General features: G+C 31.7%; 17 protein-coding genes and 1 pseudogene. 7 read left to right on the top strand and 11 right to left on the bottom strand.

Features of this window, described 5'->3' with window-relative positions; translation table 11 throughout:
• Positions 1-5 precede the first annotated feature (5 nt).
• The 3 genes from BN2665_RS02045 to deoC are packed head-to-tail and all read right to left on the bottom strand — an operon-like array spanning position 6 to position 2,718.
• Entirely contained in the window at positions 6-824 is an 819-nt protein-coding gene (locus BN2665_RS02045; RefSeq protein ID WP_055665452.1) for a purine-nucleoside phosphorylase, read from the bottom strand.
• Positions 825-849: 25 nt separating this feature from the next.
• Positions 850-2,022, bottom strand: a complete 1,173-nt coding sequence (locus BN2665_RS02040) for a phosphopentomutase (RefSeq protein WP_055665451.1) — start codon at positions 2,020-2,022, stop codon at positions 850-852.
• 27 nt (positions 2,023-2,049) lie between these two features.
• Positions 2,050-2,718 carry a deoxyribose-phosphate aldolase gene (gene deoC / locus BN2665_RS02035; protein ID WP_055665450.1) on the bottom strand — a complete coding sequence of 223 codons (669 nt, stop codon included), beginning with the start codon at positions 2,716-2,718 and terminating at the stop codon, positions 2,050-2,052.
• A gap of 452 nt (positions 2,719-3,170) precedes the next feature.
• Between deoC and BN2665_RS02030 the strand changes: the two are divergent.
• A pseudogene (locus BN2665_RS02030) lies at positions 3,171-4,454 on the top strand (IS110 family RNA-guided transposase).
• Positions 4,455-4,782: 328 nt separating this feature from the next.
• Here BN2665_RS02030 and BN2665_RS02025 read toward each other — a convergent pair.
• Positions 4,783-5,802, bottom strand: a complete 1,020-nt coding sequence (locus BN2665_RS02025; RefSeq protein WP_055665449.1) for a LacI family DNA-binding transcriptional regulator — start codon at positions 5,800-5,802, stop codon at positions 4,783-4,785.
• A gap of 541 nt (positions 5,803-6,343) precedes the next feature.
• A complete protein-coding gene (locus BN2665_RS02020; RefSeq protein ID WP_055665448.1) occupies positions 6,344-9,391 on the bottom strand; it encodes a YhgE/Pip family protein in 3,048 nt (1,015 codons plus the stop codon).
• Between the two features lie 210 nt (positions 9,392-9,601).
• On the opposite strand from BN2665_RS02020, the gene BN2665_RS02015 reads away from it, so the two are divergent.
• The gene (locus BN2665_RS02015) at positions 9,602-10,315 is read left to right on the top strand and encodes a lysophospholipid acyltransferase family protein (RefSeq protein WP_055665447.1); all 714 of its coding nucleotides are present in this window, start codon (positions 9,602-9,604) and stop codon (positions 10,313-10,315) included.
• Between the two features lie 25 nt (positions 10,316-10,340).
• On the opposite strand, the gene BN2665_RS02010 is transcribed toward BN2665_RS02015, so the two are convergent.
• Entirely contained in the window at positions 10,341-10,910 is a 570-nt protein-coding gene (locus BN2665_RS02010; protein WP_055665446.1) for a TetR/AcrR family transcriptional regulator, read from the bottom strand.
• A gap of 235 nt (positions 10,911-11,145) precedes the next feature.
• Between BN2665_RS02010 and BN2665_RS02005 the strand changes: the two genes are divergently transcribed.
• Positions 11,146-12,033, top strand: a complete 888-nt coding sequence (locus BN2665_RS02005) for a phosphatidylserine decarboxylase (protein ID WP_055665445.1) — start codon at positions 11,146-11,148, stop codon at positions 12,031-12,033.
• Positions 12,034-12,062: 29 nt separating this feature from the next.
• Entirely contained in the window at positions 12,063-13,403 is a 1,341-nt protein-coding gene (locus BN2665_RS02000; protein WP_055665444.1) for a metallophosphoesterase, read from the top strand.
• 62 nt (positions 13,404-13,465) lie between these two features.
• Here BN2665_RS02000 and BN2665_RS01995 read toward each other — a convergent pair whose 3' ends face one another.
• Genes BN2665_RS01995 through BN2665_RS01975 form a run of 5 tightly spaced genes read right to left on the bottom strand, consistent with a single transcriptional unit; the run spans position 13,466 to position 17,122 of the window.
• Positions 13,466-13,843 (bottom strand): zinc-ribbon domain-containing protein, encoded by a 378-nt coding sequence (locus BN2665_RS01995; protein ID WP_055665443.1) that lies wholly within the window; start codon positions 13,841-13,843, stop codon positions 13,466-13,468.
• Between the two features lie 42 nt (positions 13,844-13,885).
• Entirely contained in the window at positions 13,886-14,623 is a 738-nt protein-coding gene (locus tag BN2665_RS01990; RefSeq protein WP_055665442.1) for a TIGR03943 family putative permease subunit, read from the bottom strand.
• Entirely contained in the window at positions 14,620-15,540 is a 921-nt protein-coding gene (locus BN2665_RS01985) for a permease (RefSeq protein ID WP_055665441.1), read from the bottom strand. Before BN2665_RS01985 ends, BN2665_RS01990 begins: the two co-directional genes overlap by 4 nt.
• Before the next feature lie 2 nt (positions 15,541-15,542).
• Positions 15,543-16,163 (bottom strand): GTP-binding protein, encoded by a 621-nt coding sequence (locus BN2665_RS26820; protein WP_055665440.1) that lies wholly within the window; start codon positions 16,161-16,163, stop codon positions 15,543-15,545.
• 14 nt (positions 16,164-16,177) lie between these two features.
• On the bottom strand, positions 16,178-17,122 hold the full coding sequence (locus tag BN2665_RS01975) for a CobW family GTP-binding protein (protein WP_055665439.1): 945 nt from the start codon (positions 17,120-17,122) through the stop codon (positions 16,178-16,180).
• 231 nt (positions 17,123-17,353) lie between these two features.
• Between BN2665_RS01975 and nagZ the strand changes: the two genes are divergently transcribed.
• The 3 genes from nagZ to BN2665_RS01960 all read left to right on the top strand — a co-directional run bounded on the left by nagZ (position 17,354) and on the right by BN2665_RS01960 (position 20,212).
• Positions 17,354-18,595, top strand: coding sequence for a beta-N-acetylhexosaminidase (gene nagZ / locus BN2665_RS01970; RefSeq protein ID WP_242865883.1), 1,242 nt, complete (start codon positions 17,354-17,356; stop codon positions 18,593-18,595).
• A gap of 161 nt (positions 18,596-18,756) precedes the next feature.
• Positions 18,757-19,269 carry an RNA polymerase sigma factor gene (locus tag BN2665_RS01965; RefSeq protein ID WP_055665438.1) on the top strand — a complete coding sequence of 171 codons (513 nt, stop codon included), beginning with the start codon at positions 18,757-18,759 and terminating at the stop codon, positions 19,267-19,269.
• A complete protein-coding gene (locus BN2665_RS01960; protein WP_055665437.1) occupies positions 19,256-20,212 on the top strand; it encodes an anti sigma factor C-terminal domain-containing protein in 957 nt (318 codons plus the stop codon). Before BN2665_RS01965 ends, BN2665_RS01960 begins: the two co-directional genes overlap by 14 nt.
• Positions 20,213-20,303 lie beyond the last annotated feature (91 nt).

Here is a 20,303-nt window from a genome sequence, read left to right as displayed (position 1 = left end):
CACCTCTATATCTCTTTAATAATGTTCTTTACCAAGGTTATGAATTTTTCTTTTACTCTTGCAGAGGTTTCTATTACTTCTTCATGGTTTAAAGGTTGTTCTAATATACCAGCTGCCATATTTGTCATGCAAGAGATTCCAATTACTTTCATAGAGCAATGTGATGCTACAATTACCTCTGGTACTGTAGACATTCCTACAGCATCTCCTCCAAGAGTACGAATCATACGGATTTCTGCTGGAGTTTCATAATAAGGACCGCTCATAGCTACATAACAGCCTTCTTGAATATGAATATTTAAATTGCTTGCTATGGTCTTTACCTTATTTCTTAATTCTTTATTATATGCGTCTGACATATCTGGGAATCTTGGTCCAAACTCTTCAAGATTTCTTCCCATTAGAGGATTGTTACCAGCCATATTAATATGATCTTTTATAAGCATTAAATCTCCTGGTGTATAGGAAGTATTAACTGCTCCCGCAGCATTTGTTACTATTAAAATCTCTACTCCCAAAAGCTTCATTACTCTAACAGGGAAGGTAACTTCTTGCATAGAATATCCTTCATAATAGTGAAATCTTCCTTGCATTGCTAATACTGTCTTTCCCTCTAGGGTTCCTATAACTAGACGGCCTTTATGTCCTTCCACTGTTGAAACAGGGAATCCTGGGATATCATTATATGAGTAGTATTCTGCATTTTCTATTTGATCTGCTATATCTCCTAGACCGGATCCAAGAATTATACCTATTTGCGGCTTTTTTGTTGTTTTACTTAAAATAAATTCCGTAGCCTTTTTTATTTTTTCTTGCAATTCCATTATAAAATCCCTGCCTTTCTTTCTATTAACCTATTATCTCTTCTAAGAAGCTTTCACCGTTTCTTATTGGCTCTAGCTCAAATATTTCTGCTATAGTCTGACCCATGTCTGCAAAAGTTTTTCTTGTTCCTAAATTTACATTTTTCTTTAAGCTGCTTCCATAGGCTAAAAATGGAACATATTCTCTTGAATGGTCTGTACTTGGAGTAGTTGGGTCACATCCATGGTCTGCAGTTATGAAAAGTATGTCACTATCCTTCATTTGCTCTAGTATCTCACCTAATCTTTTATCAAAAGCTTCTAACCCTTCTCCATAAGCTTTATAATCATTTCGATGTCCCCACTTCATGTCAAAATCTACAAGATTAGTAAAGATAAGTCCTTTTTTATCGCTTTTTATATATTCTAGAGTTTTATCAACTCCATCCATGTTATCTTTTGTATGAACTGCCTCTGTTATACCTTGGCCACAGAATATATCTTCAATTTTACCTACTGCCATTACATTTATAGCTTTTTCCTTTAGCTTATCTAATACTGTTTCATATATAGGCATTAATGAAAAGTCTCTTCTATTAGGAGTTCTTGTAAAGCTTCCTAAACTACCCAGGAACGGTCTGGCAATCACTCTAGCTACAGCATGTTCTCCCTTTAAAAGCTCTCTAGCCTTTTCACATATTTCATATAATTTTTCTAGAGGTATAATTTCCTCATGAGCAGCTATCTGAAAAACACTATCCGCTGAAGTATAGACTATAGGATAACCAGTTTCCATATGTTCTTCTCCAAGTTCATCTAATATAGCTGTACCGGAAGCTGGCTTATTTCCTATCACTTTAGTTCCGATTAATTCTTCATAGGCTTTAATTACATCCTGTGGAAATCCTTTAGGGTAAGTTGGAAAAGCCTGTTCTAAAACTATACCTGACATCTCCCAGTGACCAGTAGTAGTATCTTTCCCCTTTGAAAGCTCTGCAAATCTTCCATAACATCCGTCAATCAATGAGCTTTTCTTAATTTCCTCTACACCATCTATATGTCCTAACCCTAATTTCTCCATATTAGGTAGATTTAGTCCACCCACAGCCTTAGCTATGTTCCCTATAGTGTTACTTCCTTCATCTCCATATTCAGCTGCATCCGGTAATTCACCTATACCCGCGCTATCTAGTACCATCCATATTACTCTATCTATCATGCTTTCTACCTCCAGATACTCTAAAAATTAATATCCGCTGTTTTCTGCTTTTTTTCCTTCTACCATTTCCACAGAAGAACTAGCACCTATTCTACTTGCTCCTGCATTTATCATAGCTTCAGCGTCTTCTTTAGTTCTAACTCCACCTGAAGCTTTTACTCCCATAGTTTCTCCTACAGTTTGTCTCATAAGTTTTATATGCTCTACTTTTGCTCCTGCAGTGCTGAATCCAGTAGAAGTCTTAACATAATCTGCTCCTGCTTTCTTTGATAATTCACAAGCTTTAACTATTTCCTCATCAGTTAAAAGACAGGTCTCTAATATAACTTTTACAAGAGCCTTTTTATCTGCCGCATCTACTACAGCTTTTATATCTTCTCTTACTAAATCATAATCTTTATCTTTTAGAGCTCCTACGTTAATTACCATATCTACTTCTTGAGCACCATTTTCAATACAATGCTTAGTTTCGAAAGCCTTAACTTCCTTTGTGGTAGCCCCTAAAGGGAATCCTACTACAACGCAAACCTTAACATTACTACCTTCTAACTGCTCTTTTACCAATGAAACTCGGGAAGCGTTTACACATACAGAAGCAAAATTATATTCCTTTGCTTCTTTACAAACCTTTAATATTTGTTCTTTCGTTGCGTCCGCCTTTAATAAAGTATGATCAATGTAACTATTTAATTTCATCCTTATACACTCCTCGTATAATAAGTTTATAACCAGTTAAATGACTGCTATAAACTTATTTATTTTTTATATTTTAGTATAGATAAGAACGTATCTGTGTTTTCTGTGGGTATTCTCCCAATTCCGTAATTGCTGTCTGTTCTACATTCCTATCTATACAGATTTCATTAACTATTTATAAAGGAATTTCCTAATGCTAAAATAGTTCTAACGGAACTTTAGTAAAGGTTACTGCTGATCACTCCTGCAAAACACATTGTGTTATTGCCTGTAAAGCTTGCAGCCTGACCAGAGTATCACATTCTGCTTACACAAATGTTGCATCTCCATTCGTAGCCACCAGCAAGGTATTTCGCATGGATGAATGCTGATTACGCGAGGGTGCAGTCAGTGCTCTGGATTAGGATAATTCCTTTCTAAGTTCTTCATTACTCTCGAAAGGTGGTGATTTCATGAAGAAAGTAGATTACTTATCAACTCTATTTGTTGGTATTGATATTGGTGCGAGACAAAACGTTGTCTCTGCAATTAACTTTGAACAGGAGTTTTTAATTAAAATGAAGCCTGTTCCTAACACGCAATCTGGTGCAGAACAATTAGAAGCTATGCTTGTGGATATACTTAGCATTAATACCTTTAAAACTGTCATAATTGGCTTAGAATCCACTTCATTTTATGGAGTACATATAGCCAACTTCTTATCTGCAAGTGAAAAGCTTATGGCCTTCAAGCCTTTTGTTTATTGCTTGAATCCTAAGGAAATTGCGAACTACAAAGATTCCTTTAATGCTCTGGACAAAAATGATGGCATTGATTCTTTTGTTATTGCTGACTTTGCAAGAGTTGGAAGAATCCATACAGAACCCTGGCGGGGTTCTCAATACCTTGCTCTACAAAGGCTTACAAGACACAGGCTTCATATAGTTGAATGCTTAACTAGAGAGAAAACATACATGTTATCCAATGTATTTCTCAAGTTCAGCGAATTTGCTTTGTTACAGGGTGTTGAACATCCTTTTTCTGATAAATATGGAGCTACCGCTTCCTCTATTCTGACTGATTTTTTATCTTCTGAAGACATTGCAAATGCTTCAATAGAAGAACTTGTTGATTTCGTCAATACAAAGAGTCGAAAGAGAATTTCTGATCCTCAAATGACTGCTGAGGTGCTGCAACAAGCTGCACGTAATTCATATCGCCTTGATAAATGCCTATATGAGCCTTTAACGACATCTATAGCTTGTTCCTTCAACTGTATTCAGGCTTTTGAGAAGGAGCTTAAAGCTATTAATAAGGCTATTGAAAAAGCTGTTATGGGAATGAATCCTGTGGAATATCAAATTCTCATGTCAATCCCTGGCTTTGGTCCTGTTTATTCCAGTGGTATCCTTGCAGAACTAGGTAGTGCACAGCCATTTCCTAAGACTGTTGCTTTTGCTAAACAGTCAGTGTTAGTGTGGCATTATAGTTATCCTGGTGGCGTCTAGGTTGAAAACACCCCAATGAACAAAGCAGGCAACCGATATTTGCGTTATTATCTGATAGAAGCTGCCGGAAGCGTCATAAGACACATTCCTGAATATCAAGAGTTCTATCAAAGAAAATTTGCTGAAGTAACTACTCATCAGCACAAACGAGCACTCGCACTAACATCTCGTAAATTAATTCGTATGATTTTTGGATTGCTGGCTAAAAATCAGCTCTACTCTTCAAATAGAGTAGATAAATCCATATAATTTTACGAACATACATTCTGTTTTGACTGTATGTCTATTAAGGTTACCCTTTTTTCTAAAAATCATTTCTTTTTCTTTTCATTTTGTTCTTGACATATTACCAAATTGCTTTATAATTTCATCTATATTAATTTTATCATAATTATAGTTTGTTTTACTAGAAAATAATTATACTTCTTATATAAAATATGAATTTTATATAAGCGCTTACATTTTGATTATTTAATAAAGTGAATTTTTTATAGATAAACAATCTCTCATATTGTTTCTTACTCTATATAAAGTTAAAACATTATTTATTGAAATTGTTTATCTTAAATTCACCTTGCTATCTTAAATATCTTTCTGATCCATTTAATTGTAAGTCCGTCATTAAAGTTATTTTCTTTATTTCATTACTATCCTTTTGATTTAATATATCCAATAAAACCTTCATACTAGCCCTTCCAAGTTCTATAGAAGGACCTACTACAAAGCTTATATTCATTCCTACTACATTAAGAATATCTATATTATCAAAACCTATTATAGCCATTTCATCTGGTATTTTTATATTTTCTTCTTTTAGAGCCTTTATACACCCCAAGGTCATCATGTTACTGCAAACAAAAATAGCTGTAGGTCTTTTTTCCATTTTTAATATTTCTTTTGTTAAACGATAGCCCGATTCTTGCTTATAATTTCCGTAAAGCATGTACTCATCTTTTAAAGGTATGTTGTTCATGGCTAAAGCTTTTTTGTAGCCAAGAAGTCTTTCCTGCGCTGACCAAGAGTTCATTCTTCCAGTAATTATGGCAATATCTCTATGGCCTTCCTTTATAAAAGCTTCTATCCCATCATAAGTCCCTTTTAAACTATTTACAAATACACCACTAAAATTAGTATACTTTACATTGCTATCTATCCATACTATAGGAACATTTAAACTTTCAATAGTTTTTATATACTCACTATTTAAGTCATCTTCAGATGAGGTTGGAGCTATTAACACTCCTTGAATTCTTTGCTCCTTTAGAACTTTTAAAGACTTTATTTCCTTTTTTATGCTTTCATCTGCATCAAATAATATTATATTCAAGTCATTTTGATCTGCCACATCTGTTATTCCTTTTATAACCTCCCCAAAGAAAGGGTTGTTTATATCTGGTACAATAACTCCTATAGAATTAGACTTACTGGTTGATAGGCTTCTAGCTATGGCATTAGGAACATAATTTAATTCTTCTATTATATCCATGACTTTTTTCCTGGTTTCTTCTTTTACATATCCAGAATTATTCATAACTCTAGATACTGTTGCCAAAGATACTCCCGCTCTCTCCGCTATATCATTTATAGTGATTGACATTGTTGTTTCCTCCTATAATCATAACAAATCACTTTATCAGCAAACTAACTTTCCCTTAATTAAAATCTTTACCTATAGGAGAATGTGAAAAAACATAGGTGTTCTTTTTCACGGGCCGCTCGTGGGGCTCCACGCGCGGTGTAGGAAAACCTATAGAACACCTTTTTTCGCAGTCTCCTATAAAATCAAATTTTCATGTAAATAAACTAAACAATGAACTGCTCATTTTCATGAATTTTTCATTGCTAAGTAAATAATAATTATAAATTGAAAGCCTAAAAGTGATTACTCCTTAACTATTATAAAATATATTTAAGAAAATTTAAACGTTTTATGTAAATATATTTAATAATTAACAATAGCAGAGAATGTTATATTCATTTCATTGTGTTAGCGTTTACATATTCAGTATACAATTTCATTATTTTAATGTCAATATTTTTTATTCTTCTTTTTGTTAGTAAAATTTTCTGTTTTAATAACAATAAAACCTCTTTGAATTTTATTAGTTATAAAACTCAAAGAGGTTCTAAATAAATAATTATGCTACTACAGACTCTTTTCTTTCTCTTATCTTCTGCTGAAGCTTGTCGGCTCTTCCTTTCATGAGTATTGAAACTACTAAGAAAGTAATCATAACCCCAGCTAACACAGCTGTATCATGAGCAAGTACACTATAATCTACTCCAGATATTAATTCTCTTAAGCCAGAAACACAATATGTGAACGGCATAAATGGATTTAACACCTTAAAGAAAGTAGGTACTACCTCTAATGGGAAGGTTCCTGCGCAAGAGGTTAATTGAAGTATTAATAATACTATTGATAACAACCTTCCAGCCTCTCCAAGTAAGAATATCAAACTTTGTATTATAGCTATAAATACAAAGGACATAAATATATTAAACAATATATAGAGAGGAACATTGGCTGGCTTTAATCCTAAGAATAAAACTACCACACTAGCTAATACTGCTTGAAGTATTCCTATATATCCATAGGATAAGAACTTACCAATTACTACAGAAGCAGGACTTGCATTAATATTTTCGTCTACCTTATCTGTTATAACGAAGAACATCATCAAAGCTCCTACCCATAAAGATAATGGAATAAAGTAAGGTGTAAATCCTGTACCGTAATCCTTCACTGAATAAACAGGCTTTTCATCCATAGTTACAGGCTCAGAAACAAATTTGCTCATGGTTTCGCTATCATTTACTAAGTTTTTATTTAGTTCACTTGCTCCTTCTGATAACTTATCCTTTAACTCCTTTGATCCATCAGCTAATTTTTGAGCTCCATCCTGTAGCTCAGGCATATTGTCATTAAGCTGTTTTAGTCCCTGTTGTAATTGTGATGAACCATCATACAATTTATTAGCTCCTGAAGCTAAAGCTGGCACTTTTTCATTTAATTGAGCTAATCCAGAATTAATTTGCTTACTTCCATCATATAGGCTGTTAACTCCTTCTGTAAGCTTTGGTATAGCATTGATAAAACCTTGTGCTTTTTCTATATTTCCTTCATTTAAAGCTCTTTGAGCCATAGCTATTAAATCTGAACTATCCTTTACATCACCTTGCATAGCTTTTAACTTAGCTACCAACTCAGAAGAATTAGCTAATTTTTGTGGTAAAGTTGGATCCTTCATTAAAGAATCTATTAATGGCTTTGAACTATCCATATCTGTTTTTACTTTTGATACTAAAGGCATTAGCTTTTGAAGACTTCCATCTTGAGACTTTTGCATTATTTCATCTAAAAGCTTTAAGTTCTCTTCATTTTTAGATAAATCGTTCTTAAGCTTATCTAGATTTTGAGTAACTTCCATCAAAGGCATCAATGCTTTTATATTATCTAAAGTTATATTATTTGCCATTCCTTCTATGAATGGACCATTAGCTTGTAATTGTGATAGCATTGCAGCACTAGCTTTTAATTTATTTGAATCTAATCCTTGTAAGCTGCTCATCAATACTTTTGTACTAGGATTGTTTAGCGCCTGCTGCACATTCATTAAATCTTTCAAGGCTGGACTCATATCCGCTCCAATTTTTATTGCTGCTATCATAGGTCTTGCTTGTTCCGGACTTAACATGCCCTTGGCTGTTAAATTAGTTATAGCAGATACCATAGCATCTTTATTGGCGCTTATAGCTGCTAAATCCTTGTCACTTAAGGCTGCTAATTCAGCCTTATCTTTATCAGATATATTTATCTTTGCCATAGAGTTAGTTGCTGTACCCAATAAAGCTTTTACATTATCCATATTGCTCAATAATAGATTCATTGAGTCTATAGTTTGCTTATCCTTAGCCAAAGCAGCTGCCCCTGCTAAAGTATTATGCAAATCATTTACCTTAGCAGCAAAGGCTGCAGGATTTTGATTTGCAAGTACTGCTAAATCCTTTAAAGGCATAAGCATATTATTTAGTTTATTTGAATCTACCTTTGAAATTGTGCCTTTTAGTAATTGAACGTCACTCATTAATGCATTTAAGTTATCAACCCTTTCTTTAAGGGCTGCTGCATTTTGCGGCTTACTAAAATCCATTTGTGATATAACTAATTGAATAGATGGTGTGCTTAAAATCTCCTTTAGCTCTTTAGAATTAACTAAAGAATTAACGTCTACCACAGTTTTAGAAATAGTATTAACAGTATTAGGATTTATATTATCTAAAACGGAAGTATCAAGAGAAGCTATATAAGCTCCATCTTTAGCTAATTTATTCACCTTCTGAATAGTACTTGGTGAAAGCAAAGCTTTTATTTGTGGGTTTTGAACTATAAGTTTTGTTATTTCATCAGTTTTACCTTTTAGTTCTCCTATGCCAGAAGTCATAACTGAAGAGCCTTCATATAGTTTAGAAACTCCTCCTGCTAAAGCCGGAGTATTATCCTTTAATTGTCCTATGCCTTCTTTTAGCTGATTGGAACCATCATAAAGCTTACCTACTCCATCCTTCATATCTGGAACCTTATCTTTTAGGGTATTTATACCATCAGCAAGCTCACTGCTTCCATCCGATGCCTTATTCATACCGTCTTTTATTTCATGAAGCTTATCAAAAGCTACTTTTGTGTATTCCTTAGATATATTTTTTGTTATTTCTGCTTTAAGTTCTACTAGCACTTTTCCATTTATTTGAGCCGCTAAAAAATTTCTTTTTTCATTAGCTGTATATAATATCTCTGGTTGCTTTGGCGCTCCATCCTTAGCACTCATAACTTTGGCTGAAAAGTCTTCTGGAATCACGAACATAGCATAATAGTCTTTTCCTTCTACACCTTTTTTAGCATCCTCATAGGACACAAATCTCCAGCCAATTTTGTTATTCTCTTTCAGCTTGTCTGCAATATCTTTTCCATAGTTTACGCTTTCTCCATCCATCATAGAACCTTTATCCATATTTACCACTGCTACAGGTAAATCGGAAAGTCTGTTATAAGGATCCCAGAAAGCTGCAAGATACAATAAGCTGTACAAAAGAGGAACTACTATAATTGCTGTTACTGATATTCTTATAAATTTGTTCTTAAAAATACTAGAAATGTCCTGCCAAGCGATCTTTAAAAAATTCATAACTTCACCTCTCCTCATTTTTTATACTGACTGGTCATTTTATACTGACTGGTCAGTTATATTTATAACTCTTTTTGCTTCTCCTGTCAATATAAAAAATAAGTACAAATTGTTAACTTTAATTACTAGTGACAAAAAAATTTATAAAGCTCTGAAAATATAATATAATTTAACCATATGAAAAATATTGAAATTTACTGGGAGGCTAATATGTTAAGAACAATTGCTTGGTATTCAAACTTTGCTATAAGCTTAGTTGCTACTATTCCAAAAATGTACAAGGTTAAGTCCTTAGAAAAGAAAGGAAATTTAAAAGAAAAGGAAGAATATGTACATAAAACCACCTCTAAATGGGCACTATCTCATGTTAAAATGAGTGGAGCAAGGGTTAAGATATATGGTGAAGAAAATATACCAAAGGATGGAGCTGTGCTCTTTGTAAGCAATCACCAAAGTAATTTTGATATTGCATTATTTATGAGCTATATAGATAAGCCTAAAGGATATATCGCAAAGATAGAAATGAAAAAGATACCGCTTCTTCGCGATTGGATGGAATATATGAATTGTGTATTCATGGATAGGAGTAATATAAGAAAAGCTGCTGAATCCATTGCAGAAGGTGTGAAAATTTTAAAAAATGGTTATTCATTAGTTATATTTCCTGAAGGTACAAGAAGTAAGAGCGATAATATAGGCGAATTAAAGGCGGGAAGCTTTAAGTTAGCTACTAAGGCTAAGGTTCCAATTATCCCTGTAACTATTAAAGGTTCTTATAAATTAATGGAGGCTAATGGTAATAGAATTAAACCTGCTGAGGTGGAGATGTATATTCATCCGTTAATTGAAACGGCCAGTCTTTCAAAGGAAGAAACTGAAGAACTTCCTGCAAAGGTTACAGAGATTATTAAAAGTAAACTATAAAAAAAGGCGAATCTTCGCCTTTTCTTTATTTCTCGCTAATGCCATTTAAAACATAACTCATTAAATTATCTATAAGCTGATCTACATCTGTATTTTCGCTATTTATTAACTCATAAACTGCTGCAGAGCATAGTGTGCCAAACAGAGTGTACGCCATGAAGGAAGTATCCCCTTTTCTAACTATACCGTGTTCCATGGCTTCCTTTAAATATTTCTCTATGGCACAGATATAATTGCCTATAACCTTTCGTAACTCCAGTTGTCTAAGCTCTTGTCCCCACAATTGACTCATAATTACTTTAAAGAAGTCTTTGTTTTCATATACAAGCTTCAATTGCACCCTGCACATAGTTTTAAGCTTCATGAGCACATCTTGTTCCTTGCTTGCAGCTGAATCAACCTCTTCAGTCATTACAGTCATGCCTTCAGTTATTATGTAATTGAAAATCTCTTCCTTACTCTTAAAATGATAGTATAATGTTCCTTTAGCAACCCCTGCATTTAAAGCTATATCATCCATGGTAGCACCATTATAGCCTGCCATAGAAAAAACCTTAATAGCAGCTTGAAATATAGCTTTTTTAGTTTTATTCATTTTTATCACTCCATGTAATTTATCGTTTAATCCTTTTCACCTATAATATAATACACTAACTTATAATAGCATACAATACTAGCAAGTACAATTTTACTTAATTTTCTGTACTTTGATTATACATGAAATAGATAAAGCGCTAAATAATATCTTATTAAAAAGCTTTATACATGATATAATTATTGTTGTTAATTAAGGCAAAAGTAAGCGGCCTATTCATTATAGGAGGATTAAAATGATAAAAGTTTATGATAGAAATACTAAGGATTATGAAATTGAAAAAGTAGCAGGTGAAAAATATCTTAAATGGAACTACTCTTCCCCTATGGGTATGAGTTTATTGGAGCTTTTTATAAAGAAAAAATTCTTTTCAAAGTTATATGGCGCTTATTGTGACAGCAGTTTAAGTAAGAAAAAAGTTAAAAATTTTATAAGGGATTTCGATATTGACATGTCTATCTGTAAAGATTCATTAGAAGATTTTAAATGCTTCAATGACTTCTTCATAAGAAGACTTAACGAAAAAGGTAGACCCATAAATAGAGATAAAGATGTATTGATCTCCCCTGGAGATGGAAGATTATTAGCCTATGACCATATAGACATGGAAAATTTGGTTAGAGTAAAAGGAATTACTTATAGCTTAAAGGAATTAATTGACGATGATAAGGTAGCCTCTCAATATCAAGATGGTGTCTGTCTAATATTGAGACTCTGCCCTACAGATTATCACAGATTTCACTTTTTAGATGATGGTATCTGTACAGAAACAAAAAAAATACAAGGACATTACTATTCAGTGAACCCCATAGCTTTTGACAAGGTTCCTAAATTATTCTGCCAAAACAAAAGAGAGTGGAGCATACTGAAATCAGAAAATTTTGGAGAGGTACTTTATGTGGAGGTAGGAGCTACCTGTGTAGGAACTATAATACAGACCTATGAACCAAATAAAAAAATATTAAAAGGCGATGAAAAAGGTTATTTTAAATTTGGTGGTTCTACTGTAGTGTTATTCTTCGAAAAAAACACTATAAGCATGGATAAGGATATATTAGAACAAACTAAATTAGGCTATGAAACTAAAGTCCTAATGGGGGAATCTATGGGAGCAAAGTATTAAATCTTACTACTAGAAAGGTAAATTTATTTATGAAGATTAGGCCAAAATTGATAATACCCTTATTCATTCTTATTATTTTAAGCTTATTATGGCATAGCCGCAGTAGCCAAACCTTTAATTCAATTTCTAAAATTAAATCCGGTAAAGAAATCACTTTTTTTGTTACAAATGATGTTCATTATTTAGCTAAGGATTTAACAGATGGAGGAGAAGCTTTTCAAGAGTTTATTAATAGCGGAGATGGAAAACAATTAAATTATATAGATGAAATAGTAAATGCTTTTACCAGAGATATTAAGAATAAAAAACCAGATATACTGATTATAAGTGGAGATTTGACAAGCAACGGAGAAGCTAAAAGCCACTTGGAATTATCGAAAAAATTAAAGAACATAGAGAAATTAGGAACCTCTGTTTATGTTATTCCGGGAAATCATGATGTTCAAAATCCTCATGCCAGAAGTTTTAAAAATAGTAATCAATATAAAACAGATACTATAAGCAATAAAGATTTCGCTAAAATTTACGAGGACTTTGGTTATAGCGAAGCTATTTCTAGAGATGAAAATACTTTAAGCTACCTAGTATCCCCTTCAGAGGATATTTGGCTATTGATGCTTGATACAGCTCAATATGGAAATAACGAAGCTTTAGGTTTTCCTCAAGTATATGGCATGATTAGCGAAGAAACCCTTCAATGGATAAAAAAATGTAGCGATTTAGCTAAGGAGCATCAAGCGAAACTTATTACAGTAATGCATCATAATTTATTAGATCATAATAATTTATTAAAAGAAAATTATACTTTAGATAATAATGAAGATGCCATAGAAGTACTTCAAAACTGTGGCGTAGATTTAGTCCTAAGCGGTCATATCCATATACAAGACATAGCTCTTTACAAAAAAGATAACAAATCAATTTATGATATTGCAACAAGCTCTCTCGGGGTCTATCCTCAGCAATATGGAGTAATTAAATATTCTAACAATAAGGGTTATGACTATTTTACCTCAAAAGTGGATGTAGAAGCTTGGGCAAAACAAGAAGGAATAAAAGATAAGAATATCACCAGCTTTAAAACCTACTCTAAAGACTTCTTTGAAAATAGAGCTAATAATAGAGCTAATAAAAATTTATCAAAAATGGATGGTTATACAGATTCCGAAAAAGCTCTAATGGCAGAAACTATGAAATTAGTTAATTTAAAATACTTTGAGGGTACTGCAAATGAAAACAAAGAAGAATTTATAAATTCACAGGGTTTTAAATTATGGCAAAATGCACCTGATAGCTTTATGAAAAGCTATATAACAGGTATACTCGACCAGATGGATATAAGCAATAATAAATTACAGTTTAAGAATTAGATTAAAGGATTTATTACACTATTATAATGGTGTAATAAATCCTTTTGTTATAAAAGTTCACCTTATCTCATCTTATGGCCACAATGGGGACAATACTGATAACTATTATCTACCTTATTTCTGCAGCTTTCACAGATATTATAAACCTCATAGCTTATATCTTCATTGGCTCTTAAATCCCAATAGGTTATATCAATGTTTTCCCCGCGTTCTACCGCTAGCCCCTTTTCCTTTGGAATATCATAAATCATGCCGCAGCTTTCACAAATAGCATAATACCGTTCATTCCATCTAAATAAAGGTAGGAAAAAGAAATGAAAAAATCTATAGCTTTTTATGAGCTTAATATTATTTATATTACAATTTTTACATTGTACTTGTCCTAAGTTTTTTATAATCTTTTGCTTATCTTCTACACCAAAAATACCAATAAAAAACACGGCTGTTCTCCTTTCTTTAGTTAAACCTTTAAAAATCTCAAACTAATAAATATAAGGATTTTCCGGCTTGCTTATCTCCTCTACCTTATTTATTAGTATAACAGGTTTCTCCTCTGTAGTTTTACTAATACTATTATAGTATATACCAGAATCAATTACTCCTTCCACCCTAACCCAAATATCATTATTGAGAGTATTAGTTTTATTCCAACTGCATATCATTCCTATAACCTGAGCATCCGCTGCACAACAAGCTACAGTAAACCGCCCCGTAATAAAATGATTCTCTTTTATATTATTATCTCTATACACAAAACCTTCCATAACAATATGCTTTCCCTTAAATTTCTCAAGGTCATTATTTATAGAAAGTATAGTATCCACATAATTTTCTTCTTTAAGTACTATCTTATCTTCATTCATCCTAAAATTTTTCATATTTCTATTATTAAGATTTGAAAAATTTAAGGATATTTCTCTGTTTTTAGCAACTCCAGAATTCAACCCTCCGGAATAAGAAACTGCAATTCCTCCTAATAAAAATATAATAAATAGTAAATATCCGCTCTTTAATGGCTCATTTCTCTTTATTGTAAATACTTTAGTGAATTGAAATACAGTAATCAAGCTTAGAGCTAAAATAGTATAAATTATATTTTTATGCATTTTAGGATGAATAAAAATGCTCAATTTTCCAGTATAAAGGATATAACTTAGAAACAATGTAAAGCTAAATAAGATTAAAAACCATATAAATTCGTTTATATTAAATCTCTTCATGTTATCATCCCCAATCCATTAAGTACATTTACTATTTCTCCAATTATAAAACATAAAATAAACACGAAAATCAGTAGCTTTATAATATAACTCTTTTTAAAAGAGTAGGATAAAATCAATGTATTTTTAATGTCTATCATAGGACCTAAAATTAAAAAGGATGAAATAGCACCTAAGGAAAACATATTAGTAAAACTAGCTGCTATAAATGCATCTGCTTCAGAACATAAAGAGATTACAAAAGCAAATAACATCATAATTAATACGGATATTATTCTATCTTGTCCAAAAGTATTGATAAAGCTTCTTGGTATAAAAATTTGAAAAGCTGCCGAAATACCGGCCCCTAATATTAAAAGCTTTCCTATATCATAAAGCTCTCTGCTGGCATGGGATAATATCTGCGCAAACTTTGAATTATCGTAGGAAATATTACATCCACAACTACAATCGTAGTCATGAGTATATACGTTATTATTCTTTATAATATTACCATTGCAGGTGAAAGCTTCAATCAAAATACCCACTGCTACAGCCCCTAGGAATCCTCCTATCCCCCTTATAATTACCATATTAATATTATAATTAAAAGCATAATAAGTAGATAATAATACCACCGGATTAACAATAGGTACTGATATCATAAAGGTAGTAGCTATACCTATGGGCACTCCTTTTTTAATTAGTCTTCTTGCAATGGGAACTATGGCACATTCACATACTGGAAATATCAATCCTGTCATAGCCGCTATAACACATCCAAGAACTTTATTCTTAGGCACTATTTTAGCTATGGTTTCCTCTGAAACAAATATTTGAATAAGAGCCGACAAGAAAGACCCCAATATTATAAAGGGCAGTGCCTCTAAAACAATACTTATAAATATAGTAAAAAAATTGCTTAAATTTAAGCTCAATTCTATCCCTCACTAATCATTACTTTTAAATTCTTCAATATTCCTTTATCTAAAATGTTTAGTTTTTTCATACCCGTTTCTAAATTGCAATAATCCTCTAATACTAATATAAAAGCTCTGTTATTGATTTCTTTTATCTTAAGCTGAATCCTTTCAATATCCTCCTCTTTAATGCCTTTAAAATTAGTTAATAAAATTAAGTTGCTCTTAATTATGAAGGGTATTAGCAAATGAGGTATATTCCTTATGAATATATCAAAAGTTGAAGCTTCTATCACATTATATATGCCGCCTACAAAAGTCTTTGCTTTTAACTCCTTTGAATTAATAAGCTTAAATAAAACTTCCAAATTTGCTGTACCATTAAACTCGAAGATAATTCTATGAGGTTTGTGTAATGTAATTAAAAAATTCAACTTGCTTTCTGTTAATTCTTCTATATTATAAGACTTTACAATTAAGCCAAAGCTTTTATTTCTAAAATTTAAAAGTTTTTCTCCCTGCTCCATTTGTATCACTAAGACTTTTTCTTTTGGAAGTTTAGATATCTTTAAGAACTCCACTATAAATCCTGTCTTTCCTGCTCCTAAAAACCCTGTAACAATTTCAATTTCTGTTCTCATATCCTCCACTCTTTCTAGCTTAAAAATAAATTTTTAATATTATCTCTATTTAAACGGCTACCTATAACGCAAAGTCTTCCTGAGTAATCAGCCTCAATGGTTTGAAGACCCATTTCATCAGGAACATAATCAAATTGAACCCAATTATCATCCTTTAGCTGAACTATTCCTTTTGCTCTTAAAACTACACCAAAGGACTTTTCATTCTTTAATTTATAGAGTATATCTATAAGCGCTTCCTTAGTAAATTTTTTTGGCGTTTCTACAGACCAGTTTTCAAAAACCTCTGAAGTTCTATGAGTCATACTTTTAAAGGCTAAACTTCCCTTTAATATATTTATTTTTTTATTTACTATGCCTTCATCCTTACCTTCACTAATTTCAATTATTTTATCAGAACCAATACTTGACCAAGGCGTAGTTATGATATTCCCTTTACTATTTAACCTTCTTATTTCCTCATATATATCCGTAATCTTTTTATTATCTAAATTCTGTGTTCTGCTTAAAACTATGGTTTTCGCACTAATTACTTGATCCTTATAGAACTCCAAAAAATTATTAATGTAAGCCCTATACTTTAACACATCTACTACGGTAATGACCATATTTAGCTTTAACATATTTATTAGCTCTTTAGCTTTAACTACCTCTATTACCTCAGAAAGCTTGGCTACTCCTGAAGGTTCTATAACAATTCTTTCAGGTTTATATCTATCAATAATCTCTATTAAAGCCTTCTTAAAATCCCCTTGTATACTACAACATATACAGCCTGCATTTATTTCTTTTACATCTAAATTGTATTGTTTAAGTATAGAACCATCTATGCCGATCTCTCCGAACTCATTTTCTATAATTGCTATTTTTTCCTTATGTAATGCCTCTTTTATAAGCTTTTTTATAAGGGTAGTTTTTCCTGCACCTAAAAAACCAGAGACAATATCCACCTTTATCACAAAATTACCTCCTTAATACTTTAAAGGTTCATATACTATTACATTAAAATACACACCTTTATTCCTTAAATTTATATTTGAAAATATCCATTTTTATTACTAAGGAACTCTGATTTTCAGATATAAAATTAATGTTCTATTATTAAGCTATTTGTAATTATTTTGTAAATTTTTTGTTTGTATTAGGTATAAAATATTAGATATATAAACTAATAGAAAGCTGGTGTTACCTTGCTCAAAAAAATATTATTACTTTCCATATCCCTATTTACTATGCTTCATTTATCAGCCTGTACTGATTTTAAAAAGGATAATAAAAATAGCCCAATTGATAATAAGCCCACTACTCCCGAAGAAAAGGTAGTAGAAGAACCCAAAGTAGATGAATTAAAAGAGAAAATTAAAACTATGACCCTAGAGGAAAAAGCAGGTCAATTAGTAATGGTTGGACTAGATGAATACACAAATAATGCTCACTCAAAGGAAATGGTTGAGAAGTATAAGGTAGGCGGCTTTATATTATTTGAAAAAAATATAAAGGATGCAAAGCAGATGCTTTCTCTAATTAATTCTTTAAAGCAATCTAATTTAATCAATAAAGCTCCTCTATTCTTAAGCATAGATGAAGAAGGGGGAAGGGTCACAAGGATGCCTAAGGAGTTCGTTAAGCTCCCTAGCAGCAAATATATTGGACAGTTTAATAATTCTCAATTATCTTATGATATAGGTACTATATTAGGTAAAGAGCTAAAAAGCTTTGGCTTAAACATGGATTTTGCTCCGGTATTAGATATAAACAGCAATGCTAAAAATCCTGTAATTGGAGATAGAGCTTTCGGCGCTAATGAAAAGCTGGTTAGTAAATTAGGCTTAGAAACCATGAAGGGAATTCAAAAGGAGAAAGTTATACCTGTAATAAAACATTTTCCTGGTCATGGAGATACCTCTGTAGATTCTCATATCGGTCTTCCAGTGGTAAATAACACACTAAGCCGTTTAAAAAGCTTCGAACTAGTTCCCTTTAAAGAAGCCATAGATAATGGAGCTGATATGATAATGGTTGCTCATATTCTATTACCTAAAATTGATGATAAGAGCCCCGCATCCTTTTCTAAGACTGTTATTACAGATATTCTAAGGAAGGATTTAAACTTTAATGGAGTGGTTATAACAGATGATATGACTATGGGAGCTGTAATGAAGAATTTTAAAATAGAAGAGGCCGCTGTAACGTCCTTAAAGGCCGGAACTGATATTATTCTCGTATGCCATGATTATAATAATCAAATAAAGGTTATTGATAATATAAAAAAATCCATAGAAAATGGCAACCTTCCTATGGAGGAAATTGATGAAAAGCTCTATAGAATTTTAAAACTTAAGAATAAATATAATTTAAAAGATGATATTGTTCAATCTATAGATATACCCTCAATAAATCAAAAGATTAAAAGCACATTAAATATTAAATAAAATTATCTCCTTTTTAGGCTGCTCCTCAGCATTATCAAAAGCTAAGGGGCAGCCTACAATTTTGAGCATTAAAAATATTTTTATAATATTTGTTTACATTTCTCATTTTAAATTGTCTTATTAATATATAGGGTTTTAATAGGTTTTGAAAGGAATTAAATATGAACAAGGATTTATTGCTAGAGCTATACAAAAGTCAATCAAAAATCATATATAAATATCTTATAAAATGTGGGTGCCCAAAAGAAGATGCAGAAGACATAGTTCAAGATAGTTTTATAAAAGCTCTAGAGTATATGGAGGGAGTTTCTATTAACAATCTGTCCTCCTGGCTGTTTAAGGTATCTATTAATAACTATAAAAATAAAATTAAGAAAAGGTCTTATGTGTTAGATTTAAATATTTCTGAGGAAGTATTATATGCAAATTTAATATTAGAGGAAAATTTGGAGCAAGGCCTGCTATCAAAAGAAAAGTCTGAGGCTATAACTCAATGTTTAAACAGCTTAAAGGAAGAATCTAGAACCCTATTAATTCTAAAATATGAACTAGAACTCAGCTATAAAGAAATAAGCAGATTACTGGGGCTTTCTGAAGACATGATTAAAACCTATCTATATAGAGCTAGAAATATGTTTAAGGAGATTTGGAGGGATAAATATGGAGAACAATAAATCACTAGAGGATATTTTTGATGATAATAAATTAAAAAAAGCTATTAAAAAAAGCAAAACTAAAACCTTTATAAAAATAATATCTATATCACTTTTAATTATAATAGGCTGTATTATTATAAACTTTAAGGTATTCATGAAATTAGGCAAAAAAAATTATGAGTTTCAGGAAAATTTTATAAAACTAACGGTTCCTAATGGTTATATTTCTAAATCTAATGATATCCTTGGTGTCCTAGGTGGAATAAATAATTATGTATTGGCTAGAAGTATAGGTAATAAACCGATTATCTTGGAAGAAGGAACTACTGCCTTTGGATATTTTAAAATCCCTATGTATGCCATAGTTAGGGGCGGCTCCGGAGGAACTTTAGATGATAATACTACTATTCATGTTAACTATTGGTCTAATGGCTATAGAAAGATGGAATTTGCTCCTCCAAGTAAATCCTTCAAAAAATTAAAAAACGATTTAAAAGAGCTAAACAATATTTCAAATGATAAAATTATAGAAATGGCCTTATCCTTTGATAAGCCTTATAACTATATGGAAATTAGTAAAATAATTCCTAACGTAAAAGTGTCTTGGCTTTGGATAGACGCCTTTAAAGAGGAAACAAAAAAACTACAGCTTAGAGATAATCTTTATGACAATCCATATATAAGTGAAAGAGAGGCATTAGGTATAAATACTCCTGGAGGATATTTATCGGAACATGAAGTAAAATTTGGCTATAATGAACTCTTAGATAATTTAAAAAACACCCATCTTAAGATGTATGCTGATGTGTACAAAGAGCTTATGGATAAAGGTTATACAGATCCAGAAAAAGTGCCTATTTTAGGAGTTATTGTGTATGGTACTAAAGAAGAACTTAAATCACTCATAGATAATCCTCATATTAGAACTTCATCTCTAGGTGTAGTTACAAATAAATACTAGAAAACCTTCTAATCTTTAATATAATAAGTCTAATAATTCTGTGGAACTGTAGTAATTATAGCTCCACTTTTTTAATGCTCTCCAAGGCTAT

Origin of the sequence: Desnuesiella massiliensis (assembly GCF_001403615.1) — a bacterium.
GTDB lineage: Bacteria > Bacillota > Clostridia > Clostridiales > Clostridiaceae > Desnuesiella > Desnuesiella massiliensis.
The sequence above is the reverse complement of the archived record's forward strand: the minus strand, read 5'-3'. Positions and strand labels throughout refer to the sequence as shown.

What these genes read in the sequence shown, in the direction of transcription:
- BN2665_RS02045 (WP_055665452.1), bottom strand. Translation starts at nt 824, where the DNA reads ATGGAATTGCAAGAAAAAATAAAAAAGGCTACGGAATTTATTTTAAGT.
- BN2665_RS02025 (WP_055665449.1), bottom strand. Translation starts at nt 5,802, where the DNA reads ATGTCAATCACTATAAATGATATAGCGGAGAGAGCGGGAGTATCTTTG.
- BN2665_RS02020 (WP_055665448.1), bottom strand. Translation starts at nt 9,391, where the DNA reads ATGAATTTTTTAAAGATCGCTTGGCAGGACATTTCTAGTATTTTTAAG.
- BN2665_RS02015 (WP_055665447.1), top strand. Translation starts at nt 9,602, where the DNA reads ATGTTAAGAACAATTGCTTGGTATTCAAACTTTGCTATAAGCTTAGTT.
- BN2665_RS02010 (WP_055665446.1), bottom strand. Translation starts at nt 10,910, where the DNA reads ATGAATAAAACTAAAAAAGCTATATTTCAAGCTGCTATTAAGGTTTTT.
- BN2665_RS01965 (WP_055665438.1), top strand. Translation starts at nt 18,757, where the DNA reads ATGAACAAGGATTTATTGCTAGAGCTATACAAAAGTCAATCAAAAATC.
- deoC (WP_055665450.1), bottom strand. Translation starts at nt 2,718, where the DNA reads ATGAAATTAAATAGTTACATTGATCATACTTTATTAAAGGCGGACGCA.
- BN2665_RS01990 (WP_055665442.1), bottom strand. Translation starts at nt 14,623, where the DNA reads ATGAAGAGATTTAATATAAACGAATTTATATGGTTTTTAATCTTATTT.
- BN2665_RS02040 (WP_055665451.1), bottom strand. Translation starts at nt 2,022, where the DNA reads ATGATAGATAGAGTAATATGGATGGTACTAGATAGCGCGGGTATAGGT.
- BN2665_RS01960 (WP_055665437.1), top strand. Translation starts at nt 19,256, where the DNA reads ATGGAGAACAATAAATCACTAGAGGATATTTTTGATGATAATAAATTA.
- BN2665_RS26820 (WP_055665440.1), bottom strand. Translation starts at nt 16,163, where the DNA reads ATGAGAACAGAAATTGAAATTGTTACAGGGTTTTTAGGAGCAGGAAAG.
- BN2665_RS02005 (WP_055665445.1), top strand. Translation starts at nt 11,146, where the DNA reads ATGATAAAAGTTTATGATAGAAATACTAAGGATTATGAAATTGAAAAA.
- BN2665_RS02000 (WP_055665444.1), top strand. Translation starts at nt 12,063, where the DNA reads ATGAAGATTAGGCCAAAATTGATAATACCCTTATTCATTCTTATTATT.